14 protein-coding genes are annotated in these 15,800 nt (G+C 71.8%); 4 read left to right on the plus strand and 10 right to left on the minus strand.

Annotated features, from left to right (window positions below; translation table 11 throughout):
- Positions 1–398 (plus strand): glycerate kinase (locus B7P34_RS31015; protein WP_146166976.1); only part of this gene is annotated, 398 nt, incomplete at its 5' end.
- Positions 399–812: 414 nt separating this feature from the next.
- Here B7P34_RS31015 and pssA read toward each other — a convergent pair.
- The 9 genes from pssA to B7P34_RS31060 all read right to left on the minus strand — a co-directional run bounded on the left by pssA (position 813) and on the right by B7P34_RS31060 (position 11,690).
- A complete protein-coding gene (gene pssA, locus B7P34_RS31020; RefSeq protein WP_223268409.1) occupies positions 813–1,655 on the minus strand; it encodes a CDP-diacylglycerol--serine O-phosphatidyltransferase in 843 nt (280 codons plus the stop codon).
- Positions 1,648–2,304: a phosphatidylserine decarboxylase gene (locus B7P34_RS31025; protein ID WP_106681520.1), complete on the minus strand. Its 657-nt coding sequence runs from the start codon at positions 2,302–2,304 to the stop codon at positions 1,648–1,650. Before B7P34_RS31025 ends, pssA begins: the two co-directional genes overlap by 8 nt.
- Positions 2,305–2,474: 170 nt before the next feature.
- On the minus strand, positions 2,475–3,680 hold the full coding sequence (locus B7P34_RS31030; RefSeq protein ID WP_106681521.1) for an acyl-CoA dehydrogenase family protein: 1,206 nt from the start codon (positions 3,678–3,680) through the stop codon (positions 2,475–2,477).
- A gap of 1 nt (position 3,681) precedes the next feature.
- The gene (locus tag B7P34_RS31035; protein ID WP_106681522.1) at positions 3,682–4,194 is read right to left on the minus strand and encodes a MaoC family dehydratase; all 513 of its coding nucleotides are present in this window, start codon (positions 4,192–4,194) and stop codon (positions 3,682–3,684) included.
- Between the two features lie 5 nt (positions 4,195–4,199).
- Positions 4,200–5,174: an HpcH/HpaI aldolase/citrate lyase family protein gene (locus B7P34_RS31040; protein ID WP_106681523.1), complete on the minus strand. Its 975-nt coding sequence runs from the start codon at positions 5,172–5,174 to the stop codon at positions 4,200–4,202.
- The gene (locus B7P34_RS31045; RefSeq protein WP_106681524.1) at positions 5,171–7,183 is read right to left on the minus strand and encodes a protein meaA; all 2,013 of its coding nucleotides are present in this window, start codon (positions 7,181–7,183) and stop codon (positions 5,171–5,173) included. Before B7P34_RS31045 ends, B7P34_RS31040 begins: the two co-directional genes overlap by 4 nt.
- Before the next feature lie 10 nt (positions 7,184–7,193).
- Positions 7,194–8,531 (minus strand): crotonyl-CoA carboxylase/reductase, encoded by a 1,338-nt coding sequence (ccrA, locus tag B7P34_RS31050; RefSeq protein ID WP_106681525.1) that lies wholly within the window; start codon positions 8,529–8,531, stop codon positions 7,194–7,196.
- Positions 8,532–8,914: 383 nt separating this feature from the next.
- Positions 8,915–9,754, minus strand: a complete 840-nt coding sequence (locus B7P34_RS31055) for a TetR family transcriptional regulator (RefSeq protein ID WP_106681526.1) — start codon at positions 9,752–9,754, stop codon at positions 8,915–8,917.
- Positions 9,755–9,854: 100 nt separating this feature from the next.
- The gene (locus tag B7P34_RS31060) at positions 9,855–11,690 is read right to left on the minus strand and encodes a 3-hydroxyacyl-CoA dehydrogenase family protein (RefSeq protein ID WP_106681527.1); all 1,836 of its coding nucleotides are present in this window, start codon (positions 11,688–11,690) and stop codon (positions 9,855–9,857) included.
- Positions 11,691–11,999: 309 nt separating this feature from the next.
- On the opposite strand from B7P34_RS31060, the gene B7P34_RS31065 reads away from it, so the two are divergent.
- Positions 12,000–12,629: a HEAT repeat domain-containing protein gene (locus tag B7P34_RS31065; protein ID WP_223268411.1), complete on the plus strand. Its 630-nt coding sequence runs from the start codon at positions 12,000–12,002 to the stop codon at positions 12,627–12,629.
- A gap of 45 nt (positions 12,630–12,674) precedes the next feature.
- On the opposite strand, the gene B7P34_RS31070 is transcribed toward B7P34_RS31065, so the two are convergent.
- Positions 12,675–13,700, minus strand: coding sequence for an Rv2578c family radical SAM protein (locus B7P34_RS31070; RefSeq protein WP_106681529.1), 1,026 nt, complete (start codon positions 13,698–13,700; stop codon positions 12,675–12,677).
- Between the two features lie 175 nt (positions 13,701–13,875).
- Here B7P34_RS31070 and B7P34_RS31075 point away from each other — a divergent pair, with 175 nt between their 5' ends.
- Positions 13,876–14,319, plus strand: coding sequence for an SRPBCC family protein (locus tag B7P34_RS31075; protein ID WP_030367816.1), 444 nt, complete (start codon positions 13,876–13,878; stop codon positions 14,317–14,319).
- Between the two features lie 233 nt (positions 14,320–14,552).
- Positions 14,553–15,800 (plus strand): MFS transporter (locus B7P34_RS31080; protein ID WP_146166977.1); only part of this gene is annotated, 1,248 nt, incomplete at its 3' end.

A 15,800-nucleotide genomic window follows, 5' to 3' on the forward strand; every position in this document is an offset into this window, starting at 1 on the left:
TGGCCGGGGCGGGGGCCGCGGGCGGGCTCGGCTACGGGGCCCTCGCCGGGCTCGGCGCGGTCTTCCGGCCCGGCATCGAGGTCATGCTCGACGTCCTCGGCTTCGCCGGCGCGCTCGCCGGCGCGGACCTCGTGATTACGGGCGAGGGCTCTCTCGACGCGCAGACCCTGCGGGGCAAGGCGCCGGCCGGGGTGGCCGCGGCGGCCCGCGCGCGGGGCGTGCGGGTGGTGGCGGTGTGCGGGCGGCTGGCCCTGCCGGCGGAGGAGCTGTCCGCGGCGGGCATCGAGCGTGCGTACGCTCTGACGTCCCTGGAGCCGGATCCGGCCCGCTGCATGGCCCTCGCCGGGCCGCTGCTGGAACGGACCGCGGAACGGATCGCGGAAGACTGCCTCGGCTAGTCCGGCACCGCCGGGCACCTCCGGTGGGGGTTGCGCGCCGTCGCGGCGGGAGTGAGAGGGCAGGCCCCTCTCGACCGTTGCGAGGGACGGCCTGGGGCCGGATCGGCACCGCCGGCGTCCCCGGTGGGGGTTGCTCGCCGTCGCGGCGGAAATGAGAAGCGGCTGCCCTCTCGACCGGCCTCGGCCCGGAGCCGGAGGGTTCGGTTCGCCGGGGGCGGCCTCGGGCCGGATCGGCATCGCCGGGCCTCCCCGGTGCGGGTCGCTCGACGTCGCGGCGGCTGGCTGAGAGGCCCGGCCTCTTGCCGCCCCGCAGCCGGCCCGCCGGAGGCGCCGGGCCGACCCCGAAACGCCGCGTGGGGCGCCCCGGACTCAAGGTCCGGGGCGCCCCACGCGTGGTCACCCGCGACGCAGTCGCTACGGAAGCTGCGTCGCCCTCGCCTCGCGGCGGTTGTCGCGGAACGTGTTCACGCGGCGGGCCGTCGCGAAGAGCGGGATCACCGCGCCCAGGACGACCTGGAGCGCGCAGCCCGTCTGCAGGAGCAGCTCGCCGCCGGGCGCGTCGAACGCCCAGGCCGCCAGCAGGCCCATGCTGAGCACGATCCAGCTGAGCATCGCCACCGCGAGGCGCCCCCGCGGCTTCGGGTACTCGACCCGGCTCACCATGAGCCACGCCACGCCCACGATCGCCAGCAGCGTCGGGACGAAGGGCAGCTCCAGCAGCACGATGGAGACGACCGTGAGCGCGCCGAAGGGGCTCGGCATGCCCTGGAAGATGCCGTCCCGCAGCTGGACGCACGAGAAGCGCGCCAGTCTGAGGACGACGGCCAGCAGCACCACGACCGCGGCCACGGCCGACACCCGCTGGTGGGCGTCGTCGGCGACCATGCCCCACACGACCACGAAGTACGCCGGGGCGAGCCCGAAGCTGATCAGGTCGGAGAGGTTGTCCAGCTCCGCGCCCATCGCCGAGCTGCGCAGCTTGCGCGCCACGAGCCCGTCGAAGAGGTCGAAGACCGATGCGAGGAGCATCAGTATGACCGCGGTGGCCGCGCTGTGGCGGGCCATGCCGCCGTCCTCGTTCCCCGTGAGGTGGGGGATGAGGACGCCGGTGGTGGTGAAGTACACCGCCATGAACCCGCAGATCGCGTTACCGAGCGTGAGCGTGTCCGCTATTGAGAGCCGGGTGGACAGCGGCATGGTCTCCGCGTCCTCGGCCTCGTCCGCCTCGGGCACCCACGATGCCTCTTGATCAATCACGGTCAAGGCGTGTCACCCCCGCCGTGGTCTTCTGCCCGACCTCGACCGCGACCTCGACGCCCTCGGGGAGGTAGATGTCGACGCGCGAACCGAAGCGGATCAGGCCGATCCGCTCGCCCTGCTCCACCTTGGTGTCCGCGGTGAGGTAGGGCACGATGCGCCGGGCGACGGCGCCGGCGATCTGCACCATCTCGATGTCGCCGAGCTCGGTGTCGAAGTGCCAGACGACGCGCTCGTTGTTCTCGCTCTCCTTGTTGAACGCCGGAACGAAACCGCCGGGGATGTGCTCGACGGACGTCACGGTGCCGGCCAGCGGCGCCCGGTTGACGTGGACGTTCAGCGGGCTCATGAAGATCGCGACCCGGGTGCGCCCGTCCTTCCACGGCATGATGCTCTGCACCACGCCGTCGGCCGGGGAGATGACCCGGCCCGGAGCGATGTCGCGCTCGGGGTCGCGGAAGAACCACAGCATGCCCGCCGCGAGCGCGGTGGTGGGCACGGCCAGCGCGGCCCAGCGCCCGGAGCGCCGGGCGCGGGACAGGCTTACCGCCGCCGTGGCGACGGTCGGGAGGAGCCACGGCGATGCTCCGCGCGCGAGGCGAACGCCGGCGAGGCTGTCGCGGTGTGCAGAGGAAGAGCTGTGGGGCATGGGTGACCTTCGTAGCGGAGGGTGCCGCGAAACGATTGGGGGACGGCGGCTTTCGGGGGATGCTATCGGTTGCGACCGGCAACTGGCTAAGCGCCAGGGCCAGTCCGTGGCCGAAGTCCGATGACAGGGTGTGATCTTCTTCTCGGCCAAACCACCCCTAACCGGAACAATTATCCCTGGATCCGGTACTCCTCGAGTAGCCGGCGACCAATGATCATTTTCTGGATCTCTGCCGTTCCCTCACCGATGAGCAGCATGGGGGCCTCTCGGTAGAGGCGCTCGATCTCGTATTCCTTCGAGAACCCGTATCCGCCGTGGATGCGGAACGCGTCCTCGACCACCTCCTTGCAGTACTCGGAGGCCAGGTACTTGGCCATTCCGGCCTCGAGATCGTTGCGCCGGCCCGAGTCCTTCTTCCGGGCCGCATTAACCATCATCGCATGCGCGGCTTCGACCTTTGTCCCCATTTCAGCAAGTTTGAACTGGATGGCCTGGTGCTGAGCAATGGGTTTTCCGAAAGTTTGCCGCTGTTGTGCGTAGGCGACCCCCAGCTCGAACGCACGCTGTGCGACTCCGCAGCCACGCGCCGCGACGTTCACCCGGCCGACCTCGACGCCGTCCATCATCTGATAGAAGCCACGGCCCGTGACCCCGCCGAGCACGCGGTCGGCCGGCACCCGCAGACCGTCCATGATCAGCTCGGTGGTGTCGACGCCCTTGTAACCCATTTTGTCGATCTTTCCGGGGATGGTCAGCCCCGGCTTGACCTCACCGAAACCCGGTTCCTTCTCGATCAGGAAGGTCGTCATCGACTTGTGCGGCGCAGTGCCTTCGGGGTGCCCCTCGTCCGTCCGGCAGAGGACCGCCACCAGCGTCGATGTACCACCGTTCGTCAGCCACATCTTCTGGCCGTTCAGGACGTACGCGTCGCCGTCCCGCACGCCCTTCGATGTGATTGCGGACACATCCGAGCCCAGGCCCGGCTCCGACATCGAGAACGCGCCCCGGATCTCCCCCGCCGCCATCTTTGGCAGGAAATAGTCCTTCTGTTCCTGGGTGCCGTGCTGCTTGAGCATGTACGCCACGATGAAGTGCGTGTTGATGATCCCCGACACGCTCATCCAGCCCCGGGCGATCTCCTCCACGCACAGCGCGTATGTGAGAAGCGACTCACCCAGCCCGCCGTACTCCTCCGGGATCATCAGGCCGAACACCCCGAGGTCCTTGAGGCCCTCGACTATCTGCGTGGGGTACTCGTCCCGGTGCTCCAGATCCGTGGCGACCGGAATGATCTCCTTGTCGACGAAGTCGCGGACCGTCGAGAGGATCTCCTGCTGGACGTCCGTCAGCCCGTCGGTCTGCGCCAGGCGGCCCATCTCACTTCTCCCGGATGATCGGATCGGGGCGGCCGGGCTGCTCCCCGCCGCGCTCCTTGATGTACGTGGCGGTGGGCACCATCACCTTCCGCCGGAAGGTGCAGACCACGGTGCCGTCCTGCTTGTAGCCGATGGTCTCGACGTGGACGATCCCGCGGTCGCTCTTCGACCTCGACGGCGTCTTGTCCAGCACGCGCGTCTCGCCGTAGATCGTGTCGCCGTGGAAGGTGGGCGCGACGTGCTTCAGCGACTCGACCTCCAGGTTCGCGATGGCCTTGCCCGAGACGTCGGGGACGGACATGCCCAGCAGGAGGGAGTAGACGTAGTTCCCGACCACGACGTTCTTGCCGAAATCGGTCGTCTTCTCCGCATAGTTGCTGTCCATGTGCAACGGGTGGTGGTTCATGGTCAGCAGACAGAACAAGTGGTCGTCGTATTCGGTGACGGTCTTGCCGGGCCAGTGCTTGTACACGTCGCCCACGGTGAACTCTTCGTAAGTCCGGCCGAACTGCACGGTGCTCAGGCCTCCGGGATCTCGAACTTCGACGTCCGGGTCAGCCCCGCCGCCCGGCCCTTGCCCGCGATGACCAGGGCCATCTTCCGGCTGGCCTCGTCGATCATCTCGTCGCCGAGCATCGCCGAGCCCTTCTTGCCGCCCGCCTCCGACGTGCACCAGTCGTACGCGTCGAGGATCAGCTCGGCGTGGTCGTACTCCTCCTGCGAGGGCGAGAAGACCTCGTTGGCCGCGTCGACCTGGCCGGGGTGCAGCACCCACTTGCCGTCGAAGCCGAGCGCCGCCGAGCGCCGCGCGATCTCCTTGTAACCCTCCACGTTCTTGATCTGCAGGTACGGGCCGTCGATGGCCTGCAGGTCGTGGGCGCGGGCGGCCATCAGGATGCGCATCAGGATGTAGTGGTAGGCGTCCGCCGGGTAGCCGGGCGGCTGCTCGCCGACGACCAGGGACCTCATGTTGATCGAGGCCATGAAGTCGGCCGGGCCGAAGATGAGCGTCTCGACGCGCGGCGACGCGGCGGCGATCTCGTCCACGTTCACCAGGCCCTTGGCGTTCTCGATCTGCGCCTCGATGCCGATGCGGCCGACCTCGAAGCCCATGGTCTTCTCGATCTGGGTGAGCAGCAGGTCGAGGGCGACGACCTGCTGGGCGTCCTGGACCTTCGGCAGCATGATGCAGTCGAGGCTGGGGCCGGCGCCCTCCACGACGGTGACGACGTCGCGGTACGTCCAGTGCGTCGTCCAGTCGTTGACGCGGACGGCGGTGGTCTTGCCGGTCCAGTCGCCGTTGTTGAGCGCGTCCACGACCAGGTGGCGGGCGCCCTCCTTGGCCAGCGGGGCGCAGGCGTCCTCCAGGTCGAGGAAGACCATGTCGGCGGGGAGGCCCTGGGCCTTCTCCAGGAAGCGCGGGTTGCTGCCGGGGACCGCGAGGCACGAGCGGCGCGGGCGCAGCGGCTTCGTGGAAGACGGGTGGGCGGTCATGCGGGGACCTCCAGCGGGTCGAGGTGGTTCGCTTTCCGGATCTCGTCGACGATACGTCCGATGATCTCCGTGATGCCGAAATCTTTGGGAGTGAACACGGCGGCGACGCCGGCCGCCCGCAGCGCGGTGGCGTCCGCGGACGGGATGATGCCCCCGACGATGACGGGGACGTCGCCGGCCCCCTCGGCGCGCATCCGCGCCAGGACGTCGGGGACGAGCTCGGCGTGCGACCCGGAGAGGATCGACAGGCCGACGCAGTGCACGTCCTCGGCGACGGCCGCCGAGACGATCTGCTCCGGGGTGAGCCGGATGCCCTGGTAGACCACTTCGAAGCCGGCGTCGCGCGCGCGGACGGCGATCTGCTCGGCGCCGTTGGAGTGGCCGTCCAGGCCGGGCTTGCCGACGAGCAGGCGCAGTTGGCCGCCGCCCAGCTCCTCGGCCGTGCGGGCCGCCTTGGCCCGGACGGCGGCCAGCGGGGTGCCGGCCTCCGCGGCGACCGCGACGGGGGCGCTGCTCACGCCCGTGGGGGCGCGGAACTCCCCGAAGACGTCGCGCAGGGCCCATGACCACTCGCCGGTCGTGACGCCGGCGCGGACGCACTCCAGCGTGGCCGCCATCAGGTTCTCCGAGCCCGCCGCCGCCTTCTTCAGCGCGGACAGCGACTCCTGGGCGCGGGCCTCATCGCGGTCGTCGCGCCAGGCGTGCAGGGAGGCGACGACGCGGGCCTCGTTGGCCGGGTCCACGGTCATGATCGCGGTGTCGAGGTCGGCGGTGAGCGGGTTGGGCTCGGTCGACTCGTAGCAGTTGACGCCGACGATCTTCTCCTCGCCGGCCTCGATCCGGGCCCGGCGCTCGGCGTGCGAGGAGACCAGCCGGGACTTCAGGTAGCCGGACTCGACGGCCGCCATCGCGCCGCCCATCTCCTGGATCCGCCCGATCTCCGCCAGGCACTCCTCGACGAGCGCGTCCACCTTGGCCTCGACGACGTGCGAGCCCGCGAAGATGTCGTCGTACTCCAGCAGGTCGCTCTCGTGGGCGAGGACCTGCTGGATCCGCAGGCTCCACTGCTGGTCCCAGGGCCGGGGCAGGCCCAGCGCCTCGTTCCAGGCCGGCAGCTGCACGGCGCGGGCGCGGGCGTCCTTGGAGAGCGTCACGGCCAGCATCTCCAGGACGATGCGCTGGACGTTGTTCTCCGGCTGCGCCTCGGTCAGGCCGAGGGAGTTGACCTGGACGCCGTAGCGGAAGCGGCGTTGCTTGGGGTTCTCGATGCCGTAGCGCTCGTGGGTGATGCGGTCCCAGATCCGGCCGAAGGCCCGCATCTTGCACATCTCCTCGATGAACCGGACGCCGGCGTTGACGAAGAAGGAGATCCGGGCGACGACGTCGCCGAACTTCTCCTCCGGCACCTGGCCGGACTCCCGCACCGCGTCCAGCACCGCGATCGCGGTGGACATCGCGTACGCGATCTCCTGGACCGGCGTGGCCCCCGCCTCCTGCAGGTGGTAGCTGCAGATGTTGATCGGGTTCCACTTGGGGATGTGCGCCACCGTGTACGTGATCATGTCGGTGGTCAGCCGCAGCGAGGGCCCCGGCGGGAAGACGTGCGTCCCGCGCGAGAGGTACTCCTTGACGATGTCGTTCTGCGTCGTCCCCTGCAGCTTGGTGACGTCGGCTCCCTGCTCCTCCGCGACCACCTGGTACATGGCCAGCAGCCACATGGCGGTGGCGTTGATGGTCATGGAGGTGTTCATCTGCTCCAGCGGGATGTCCTGGAACAGCCGCCGCATGTCGCCGAGGTGCGCGACCGGCACGCCGACCCGGCCGACCTCGCCGCGGGCGAGGATGTGGTCGGAGTCGTAGCCGGTCTGCGTCGGCAGGTCGAAGGCGACCGAGAGACCGGTCTGGCCCTTGGCGAGGTTGCGCCGGTAGAGCTCGTTGGACGCCTCGGCGGTCGAGTGCCCGGCGTAGGTCCGCATGAGCCAGGGCCGGTCCTTTTGACGCTCAGTCATTCCTGCGCTCTCACTCGTTCCGGAAGCGGTTGATGGCGTCGATGTGCTTCGCCCGCATCTCCTCGTCGCGGACCCCCATGCCCTCCTCGGGCGCCAGGCACAGCACGCCGACCTTGCCCTGGTGGAGGTTGCGGTGCACGTCGTACGCGGCCTGCCCGGTGTCCTCCAGGCGGTACGTCTTCGACAGCGTGGGGTGGATCTTGCCCTTGGCGATGAGGCGGTTGGCCTCCCACGCCTCGCGGTAGTTGGCGAAGTGCGAGCCCACGATGCGCTTCAGCGACATCCACAGGTAGCGGTTGTCGTACTCGTGCTTGTAGCCCGAGGTCGAGGCGCAGGTGACGACCGTGCCGCCCTTGCGCGTGACGTACACGCTCGCGCCGAAGGTCTCGCGGCCCGGGTGCTCGAAGACGATGTCGACGTCCTCGCCGCCGGTCAGCTCGCGGATGCGCTTGCCGAGCCGCTTCCACTCGCGCGGGTCCTGCTCGTGCTCGTCCTTCCAGAACTTGTAGCCCTCGGCCGAGCGGTCGATGATCGCCTCGGCGCCCATCCGGCGGCAGATCTCCGCCTTCTTGTCGCTGGAGACCACGCAGATCGGGTTGGCGCCGCCGGCGAGCGCGAACTGCGTTGCGTACGAGCCGAGTCCGCCGCTCGCGCCCCAGATCAGGACGTTGTCGCCCTGCTTCATGCCGGCGCCGTTGCGGGAGACGAGCTGGCGGTACGCGGTGGAGTTGACCAGGCCCGGGGCCGCCGCCTCCTCCCAGCTCAGGTGGCGCGGCTTGGGCATCAGCTGGTTGGACTTCACCAGCGCGATCTCGGCGAGCCCGCCGAAGTTCGTCTCGAAGCCCCAGATGCGCTGTTCGGGGTCGAGCATCGTGTCGTCGTGGCCGTCGGCGGACTCCAGCTCCACGGACAGGCAGTGGGCGACGACCTCGTCGCCGGGCTTCCAGGCGTTGACGCCGGGGCCGGTGCGCAGGACCACGCCCGCGAGGTCGGAGCCGATGACGTGGTACGGCAGGTCGTGGCGCTTGGCGAGCGGGGAGAGCTTGCCGTAGCGCTCCAGGAAGCCGAAGGTGGGCAGCGGCTCGAAGATCGAGGTCCAGACGGAGTTGTAGTTCACCGAGCTGGCCATGACGGCCACGAGCGCCTCGCCGGGCCCGAGTTCGGGCACCGGCACCTCCTCGACGTGCAGCGACTTGCGGGGGTCCTTCTCCCGGGTGGAGAGGCCCTCGAACATGCCGGCCTCGTCCTTGTGCACGGTCACCGCGCGGTAGGAGTCGGGGACGGTCAGGGCCGCGAAGTCCTCGGGCGTACTGTCCGGCGCGAGGATGGCGTCGAGTATCTGGTTCACGGTATTGCCTCCGGCGAAGCACGTTGGGGAACGGCTTGAAGGAACGTCGGGGGTGGTGCGGGGGAGGTGCTGAGGCGGTGCCGTCGGTTCGGCGGTGGTGCGGGGCGGTGCTCGGTGCAGCTTCGACCCGGCGCCGGTGGGCGCGGTGGGGGTGCCTGTGACGCAGGCGTCCGGGCGCACAACGTTCTTGTGGGGACAGCCGGCGCACGACACTTGTCGTCTGCGCGCCGGCCGCCCGGACACGCACAACGTATGGCACGCCGTGCCACACGACAAGACACTCGGTGCCAACAATTTCTCTCAGATGTCATCCGGAGGGCACGCATGAGCAACGAAGGCCGCCCCTTGGGGGCGGCCTTCGTCGGTGAATATCGGGTGATGTCCTACTTCTTCTTGAGCGCCTTCTCGATCGCCCGCATGACCTCGTCCAGCGGCGCGTCCGTCCGGGCCACCGTGACCAGCACCTCGCCCTCGGCCCGCGCCGTCGCGCCCGGAGCCTTTGCCTGCCGGTCGCGCCCGGCCCCGATGCCCGTGCCGAAGGTCTCCCGCACGATCGCGAAAGCGTGGTCCAGCTGGGTCTCCACGTCGCCCTGCCCGCCGCCGCGCAGCCAGCGCCGCAGCACGTGGTTGTGCGCGGTGACGACGGCCGACGCGGCGACCTCGGCGAGCAGCGGGTCGTCGTCGCCGACGTGGTGCGCGCCCTCGTCGAAGTGGCCGAGGAGGTAGCGGGTGAAGAGCCGCTCGTAGCGGGCGACGGAGGCGATCTCGCGCTCGCGCAGGGCGGGCACCTCGCGGGTCAGGCGGTAGCGCTCGACGGACACGGCCGGGGAGGCCGCGTACATCCGCATGACCTCCTTGATGCCCCGGCAGACGGTGTCCAGGGGGTTCTCGTGCGGCGGGGCCGCGTCCAGCACCCCGGCGGCCCGCACCAGCGTGTCGTCGTGGTCGGGGAAGATGGCCTCTTCCTTGGAGCGGAAGTGGCGGAAGAAGGTGCGGCGGGCGACGCCGGCCGCGGCCGCGATCTCGTCGACGGTCGTCGCCTCGTAGCCCTTGGTCGCGAACAACTCCATCGCGGCGGTGGCGAGTTTGCGGCGCATGGTGAGGCGCTGGGCGGCGGCCCGGCGGCTGCCGGCGGTCTCGGGGCCGGGGTGCGGGTCTCGGGTCTCACGGGGTGTTACGTCGGCCGTGCGCGAAGCGCGGACGGCCTTGGCGGGCTGGGGCATGTGGGGAACGTAACACGCGTCCGCACGGGCGCGCCGGGACGGACCGTCCCCCGGTTCGAGCAGTCCGCCCCAGCCCGCGTCGCGCTCGCGCGCCGTCCTGTCAGGCCTTCGCATACTCGCGGAAGCCGCGGCCCGTCTTGCGGCCCAGGCAGCCCGCCGCCACGAGGTGCTCCAGCAGGGGAGCGGGGGCGAGGCCCGGGTCGCGGAACTCGCGGTGCAGGACCTTCTCGATGGCCAGGGACACGTCGAGCCCCACGACGTCGAGCAGTTCGAACGGGCCCATCGGATAGCCGCCGCCGAGCTTCATGGCCGCGTCGATGTCGTCCGGGCTCGCGTAGTGCTCCTGCACCATCTTCACCGCGTTGTTCAGGTACGGGAACAGCAGGGCGTTCACGATGAACCCGGCCCGGTCGCCGCAGTCCACGGCGTGCTTGCGCACCTTCGCGCAGACCGCGCGGACGGTGGCGTGCGCGTCGTCCGCGGTGAGGACCGTGCGGACGACCTCCACGAGCTTCATCGCCGGCGCCGGGTTGAAGAAGTGCATCCCGATGACGTCCTGCGGGCGCGAGGTCGCGCGGGCCAGGGCGACGACGGGCAGCGAGGACGTGGTCGTGGCCAGCACCGCGCCCGGCCGGCAGACCTTGTCGAGCGTGCCGAACAGCTGCTGCTTGACCGCCAGGTCCTCCGCGACGGCCTCGACCGCGAGGTCGACGCCGGCGAACGCGTCCAGCGAGCCCGCCGGCTCGATCGCCGCCAGGGCGGCGTCCCGCTCGGCGGCCGTGAGGCGGCCCTTGTCCACCGAGCGCGCGAGGGACTTCGCCACCCGCGCCTTGGCGGCCTCGGCCTTCTCCTGCGTGCGCGCCGCGAGCACCACGTGGTGGCCGGCCTTGGCGAAGACCTCGGCGATGCCGCTCGCCATCGTGCCCGACCCGGCCACGCCGACCGCGCGCACCTCGCGCGGTGCCGCCGCGGCCCCGTCCCCGCCGCTGCCCGGGGTCTCGGCGTCCGGCACGACCACGGCCGAGTCCGGCCCGTCGTAGGTGTAGAAGCCGCGGCCCGCCTTGCGGCCGGTCAGCCCCGCCTCCGCGAGCTGGCCGAGGACGGGCGCGGGCGCGTGCAGCCGGTCGTGGGAGGCCGCGTACATGGCCTCCAGGACCGTGCGCGCGGTGTCGATGCCGATCAGGTCCAGCAGGGCGAGCGGGCCCATCGGCAGCCCGCAGCCCAGCCGCATCGCCGCGTCGATGTCCTCGCGGGTGGCGTAGCGCGACTCGTACATCGCGGCCGCCTGGTTCAGATAGCCGAACAGCAGGCCGTCGGCGACGAAGCCGGGCCGGTCGCCGACCGCGACGGGCTCCTTGCCGAGCTCGCGGGCGAGCGCGGTGACGGCCGAGACGGCTGCGGGTGCGGTCAGCACCGACGAGACGACCTCCACCAGCTTCATCGCCGGCGCGGGGTTGAAGAAGTGCAGCCCGAGGACGCGCTCGGGGCGGGCCGAGTCCGCGGCCAGCCGGGTCACGGACAGCGCGTTGGTGCCCGTCGCCAGGATCGTGCCGGGGCTCACGATCGCGTCCAGCGCGGTGAACACCTCGTGCTTGAGGGCGTAGTCCTCGGGCACGACCTCGATCACCAGGTCGGCGCCGGCCGCCTCCCGCAGGTCCGTGGCCGTGCGGAAGCGGGCCAGCGCGGCCCGCCGCTCGTCCTCGGTGATGCGCTCGCGGCGCACCGCGCGGGCGGTGGCGGTCTCCAGCGCGCGGACGGCGTGCGCCGCCGCGGCCTCCGAGACGTCGATGCCCACGACGTCACGGCCGGCCCGGACCAGGACTTCGGCGATGCCGGCCCCCATGGTGCCGAGGCCCACGACGGCGACGGCCCGCAAGGGGGCGGGGGACGGGAGGCTGGGCGGCTCGGCCGGCGGAGGGGTGGACGTACGGTCCATCGCGAGACTCCAGAAGAAGGTCCCCGTGCGCGCGGGGATGCGTCGGTCGGATGCGTTTCCGGGTACGGGTAAGGGGCGACCGCGGAAAGGGAGTTGTGCGACCGGCAGGCCCTGTCCCGGGGCCGTGCCGTACTCGACGGGCCGAACCGACGAACCGACGTCGAAGCGAGCGGGCGGCTGCGTCACCAGGCCGCCCGAGCGGGGGTGCCGCTCTTGCCGGGAGATTAACTCACGGGTAACCAAGAGCGCCAGGGTCTGGGCGGGCGACCTAACATGTGGCACAGGCCACTCGGGGAGGAGAAGCGGGCAGTGACAGGAGCCGAGAGGGCAGAAGAGGAATTCCGTGCGCTGGTCAAGCGGGTGCGGGCCGAGCTGGTCACGTCCGCCGAGTTCGCCGGTTTCGAGCGGCTCCTCGCGCTCGTCCGCTCGCGCGACGGCGGCCCGCCCGCCCGGCGAGCCCGCCGGGACGAGCTCGCCGGGATCCTGGTCGCCCCCGAACAGCCGCTGTGGGCCCGCGAGATCGCGGCCTTCGTCCTGGGCGCGGAGGGTGACCGGCGGGCCTTCGAAACGCTCATATTGCTCCTCAACTACCGCGAACCGGTGCGCTGCGCCACCGCCGCCTTCGTCCTCGCCCGCCTCGGAGACCCCCGCACCGCCCGCGCGGCCGCGGCCCTCGCCACCAACCCGCTGCGCACCGCCTACGCCCTGCACCCCGTCCGCCTGCTGACCGAGCTCCGCGCCCCCGAGTCCGTCCCCGCCCTGCTCGCCACGCTCGAACGGCTGCTGGCGGCCCGCGACCACTGCTGGCCGATCGCCCGCGCCTGCGTGGAGGGCCTCGGCGTCCTGGGCGACCGCCGCGCCGAGGACGTCCTGGTCGCGGCCCGCGAGCACGAACGGCTGCGGGCCGCGGCTCACGAGGCGCTGGCGCGGCTCACGTGACCGGCGGGGGCGGCGGCGCGCACCACGGCCGTACGGCGGTGGGGTTCACAGCAGGCTGAGCTGGGTCCCTTGCGGGGGTGACGGGTCCGCATCCGGCGGGGCGGGGACGCGGCGGTGGGCCCCGGGAGGCGTGGGGCCTATGCCGAATTCGGCGGCGTATTCGTGGACTTGCCGGGTGATGCGCCGCTGGTACCACGTGGGGGCGTAGGCGCCGCCCGCGTACATCGTCTCGTAGCGGCGCACCAGGTGCGGGTGGTGGCGGGCCAGCCAGGCCATGTACCACTCGCGGGCGCCGGGGCGCAGGTGGAGCGCGAGCGGAGTGACCGACGTCGCGCCGGCGGCGGCCACGGCGCGGACCGTGGCGCGGAGCTGCTCGGGGGAGTCGCCGAGGAAGGGGATGACCGGAGCCATCAGCACGCCGCAGGCGATGCCGTGGGCGGTGAGCGTGCGGACTGCGTCCAGTCGCCGCTCGGGCGAGGGGGTGCCGGGTTCGACCGTGCGCCACAGCTCGCGGTCGAGGAAGCCGGCGGAGACCGAGACCCCGACGTCGGTGACGGCCGCGGCCTCGCGCAGCAGCTCCAGGTCGCGCAGGATCAGCGTGCCCTTGGTGAGGATCGAGAAGGGGTTCGCGCGGTCGCGCAGCGCGGCGATGATGCCGGGCATCAGCCGGTAGCGGCCCTCGGCGCGCTGATAGCAGTCGACGTTGGTGCCCATGGCGATGTGCTCGCCGCGCCAGCGCGGTGCGGCCAGCTCGCGGCGGAGCACCTCGGGGGCGTTGACCTTGACGACGATCTGGGAGTCGAAGCCGAGGCCGGTGTCCAGGTCGAGGTAGCTGTGGGTCTTGCGGGCGAAGCAGTACACGCACGCGTGCGTGCAGCCCCGGTAGGGGTTCACGGTCCACTCGAAGGGCATCCGGGAGGCGCCCGGCACCCGGTTGACGACCGACTTCGCGCGGACCTCGTGGAAGGTGACGCCCCGGAACTCCGGGGTGTCCAGGGTGCGCGTCACCACGTCGGTGCCGAAGAGCGCGCCCGTGGCGGCGCCTCCGTCGCCCAGGCCGGACCAGCGCATGGCGATCCTCCTTCACATCGCTACCGAATCGTTCTCGCGGTCGATCCCTCCCTTTCGAGATTAGAACACATGTTCGCGTCGGGTGAGGGGGTCCGGATTTGGGCGGGTGTGGCGTTGGTGGTTGGCTGTGCGGCGAAGCACGTAGCAGTTCGGTACGACGTCCGGAGGACAAGCCATGGGCCAGGTCGAGGCCACCACGGAGCGGATCATCGCGGCGGACCCCGAGGAGGTGTTCGACGCGCTGGCGGACTACACCGGCACCCGGGCCAAGCTGCTGCCCGAGCACTTCAGCGAGTACGAGGTGCGCGAGGGCGGGGACGGCGAGGGCACCCTGGTGCACTGGAAGCTCCAGGCCACCAGCAAGCGCGTCCGCGACTGCCTGCTGGAGGTCAGCGAGCCCACCACCGGCCAGCTGGTCGAGAAGGACCGCAACTCCTCCATGGTGACCACCTGGACCGTCACCCCGGCCGGAGAGGGCAAGGCCAAGGCCGTCGTCAGCACCGTGTGGAACGGCGCCGGCGGCATCGGCGGCTTCTTCGAGCGCACCTTCGCCCCCAAGGGCCTCGGCCGGATCTACGACGCGGTGCTCGCCAAGCTGGCCGCGGAGGTCGAGAAGTAACCCGGGGCCGCCCCCGCGCGGCCCCGCCACCATCGGTGGAAGCCCGGACCGGCCGCGGTCCGGGCTTCACCGTTTCGGGTGGTTTCCCCGGTGCCGCGCCGGGCCGCCGTATGCCTCCGACCGGCGCAAAAGCCCCACGGATGGCCTCTCGGGTCAATCCCCTCGGTTGCTCGCCGTTGTCGCGAAATGCGAGAAAAGGGCGGCGATAGCAGGCGCTACGAGGGGAGCGGTACGTGGGCGGGACCACCTTGGTACAGAGCGACGGGCACGCGCCCGCCCTGCCCGCACCCGAAGCCGTCCCCGTCTTCGAGGCGCCCCCCGAACCCCCCGCCGGCCGGGGGAGGTTGCGCGTCGTCCTCGCCGGCCTGCTGATCGCGCTGCTCCTCGCCGCGCTCGACCAGACCGTCGTCGTCACCGCCCTGCCCGCCGTCGCCGGCGAGCTGCACGGCCTCGGCCGCATGCCCTGGGTGATCACGGCCTACCTGCTCGGCTCCGCCGCCGCCCTGCCCGTGTTCGGCAGGCTCGGCGAGTTCACCGGCCGCAAGGGCGTGTTCGCCTTCGCCCTCGTCCTCCTCGCCGCCGCCTCCGCGCTGGCCGCCCGCGCGCACACCATGGACCAGCTCGTCGCCTTCCGCGTCCTGCAGGGCATCGGCGGAGGCGGCGTGCTGGCCGGCGTCCACGCGATCATCGCCGGCCTGGTGCCGGCCCGCGAGCGCGCCCGCCATCTCGCCGCGGCCGCCGCCGTGTTCGGCCTCGGCACCGTCGCCGGGCCCCCGCTCGGCGGCCTCCTCACCGACCACGCCTCCTGGCGCTGGTGCTTCGACCTCAACGTCCCCCTCGGCGCCCTCGCCCTCGTCGCCGCCGCCTTCGGACTGCGGCTCCCCGGAACCGCGCGCCGCGCCCGCTTCGACGTCCTCGGCGCGCTCCTCCTCGCGGCCTTCTCGGCCTGCCTCGTCCTGCTCGCCACCCGGGCCGGCACCGCCCACCCCTGGCACTCCCGCGTCACCCTCGGGCTCGCGGCGGCCACGCTCGGCACCGCGCTGCTCCTCGTCGTCGCCGAGAACCTCGCGGCCGAACCCCTCCTCCCGCCCCGGCTGTTCCGCCGCCCCGCCGTCCTCGCCTGCGCCCTCACCGGCGCCGCCACCGGAGCCGCCCTCTTCGGCGCCGTCGGCTATCTGCCCACCTTCCTGCAGATGGCCGACGGCGCGGGCGCCGTCCGTTCGGGGCTCCTCGTGCTGCCCCTGACGGCCGGCGCCGTCCTCGGCTCCCTCATCAGCGGACAGCTCGCCCGCCGCACCGGCCTCTGCCGGCTCTTCGCCGCGACCGGCTGCGCCGCGGCCGCCGCCGGGGCGTACCTGCTCACCCGCCTCGGCACCGCCACCACCTGGCCCGCCTACACCCTCTGGACCGCGCTCCTCGGCACCGGCGCCGGGCTCGCCGTGCCGGCCGTCGTCCGGGCCGCCCAGCGCGCCGTCCCCGCC

It is taken from the genome of Streptosporangium nondiastaticum (assembly GCF_003011965.1).
Lineage (GTDB): Bacteria > Actinomycetota > Actinomycetes > Streptomycetales > Streptomycetaceae > Streptomyces > Streptomyces nondiastaticus.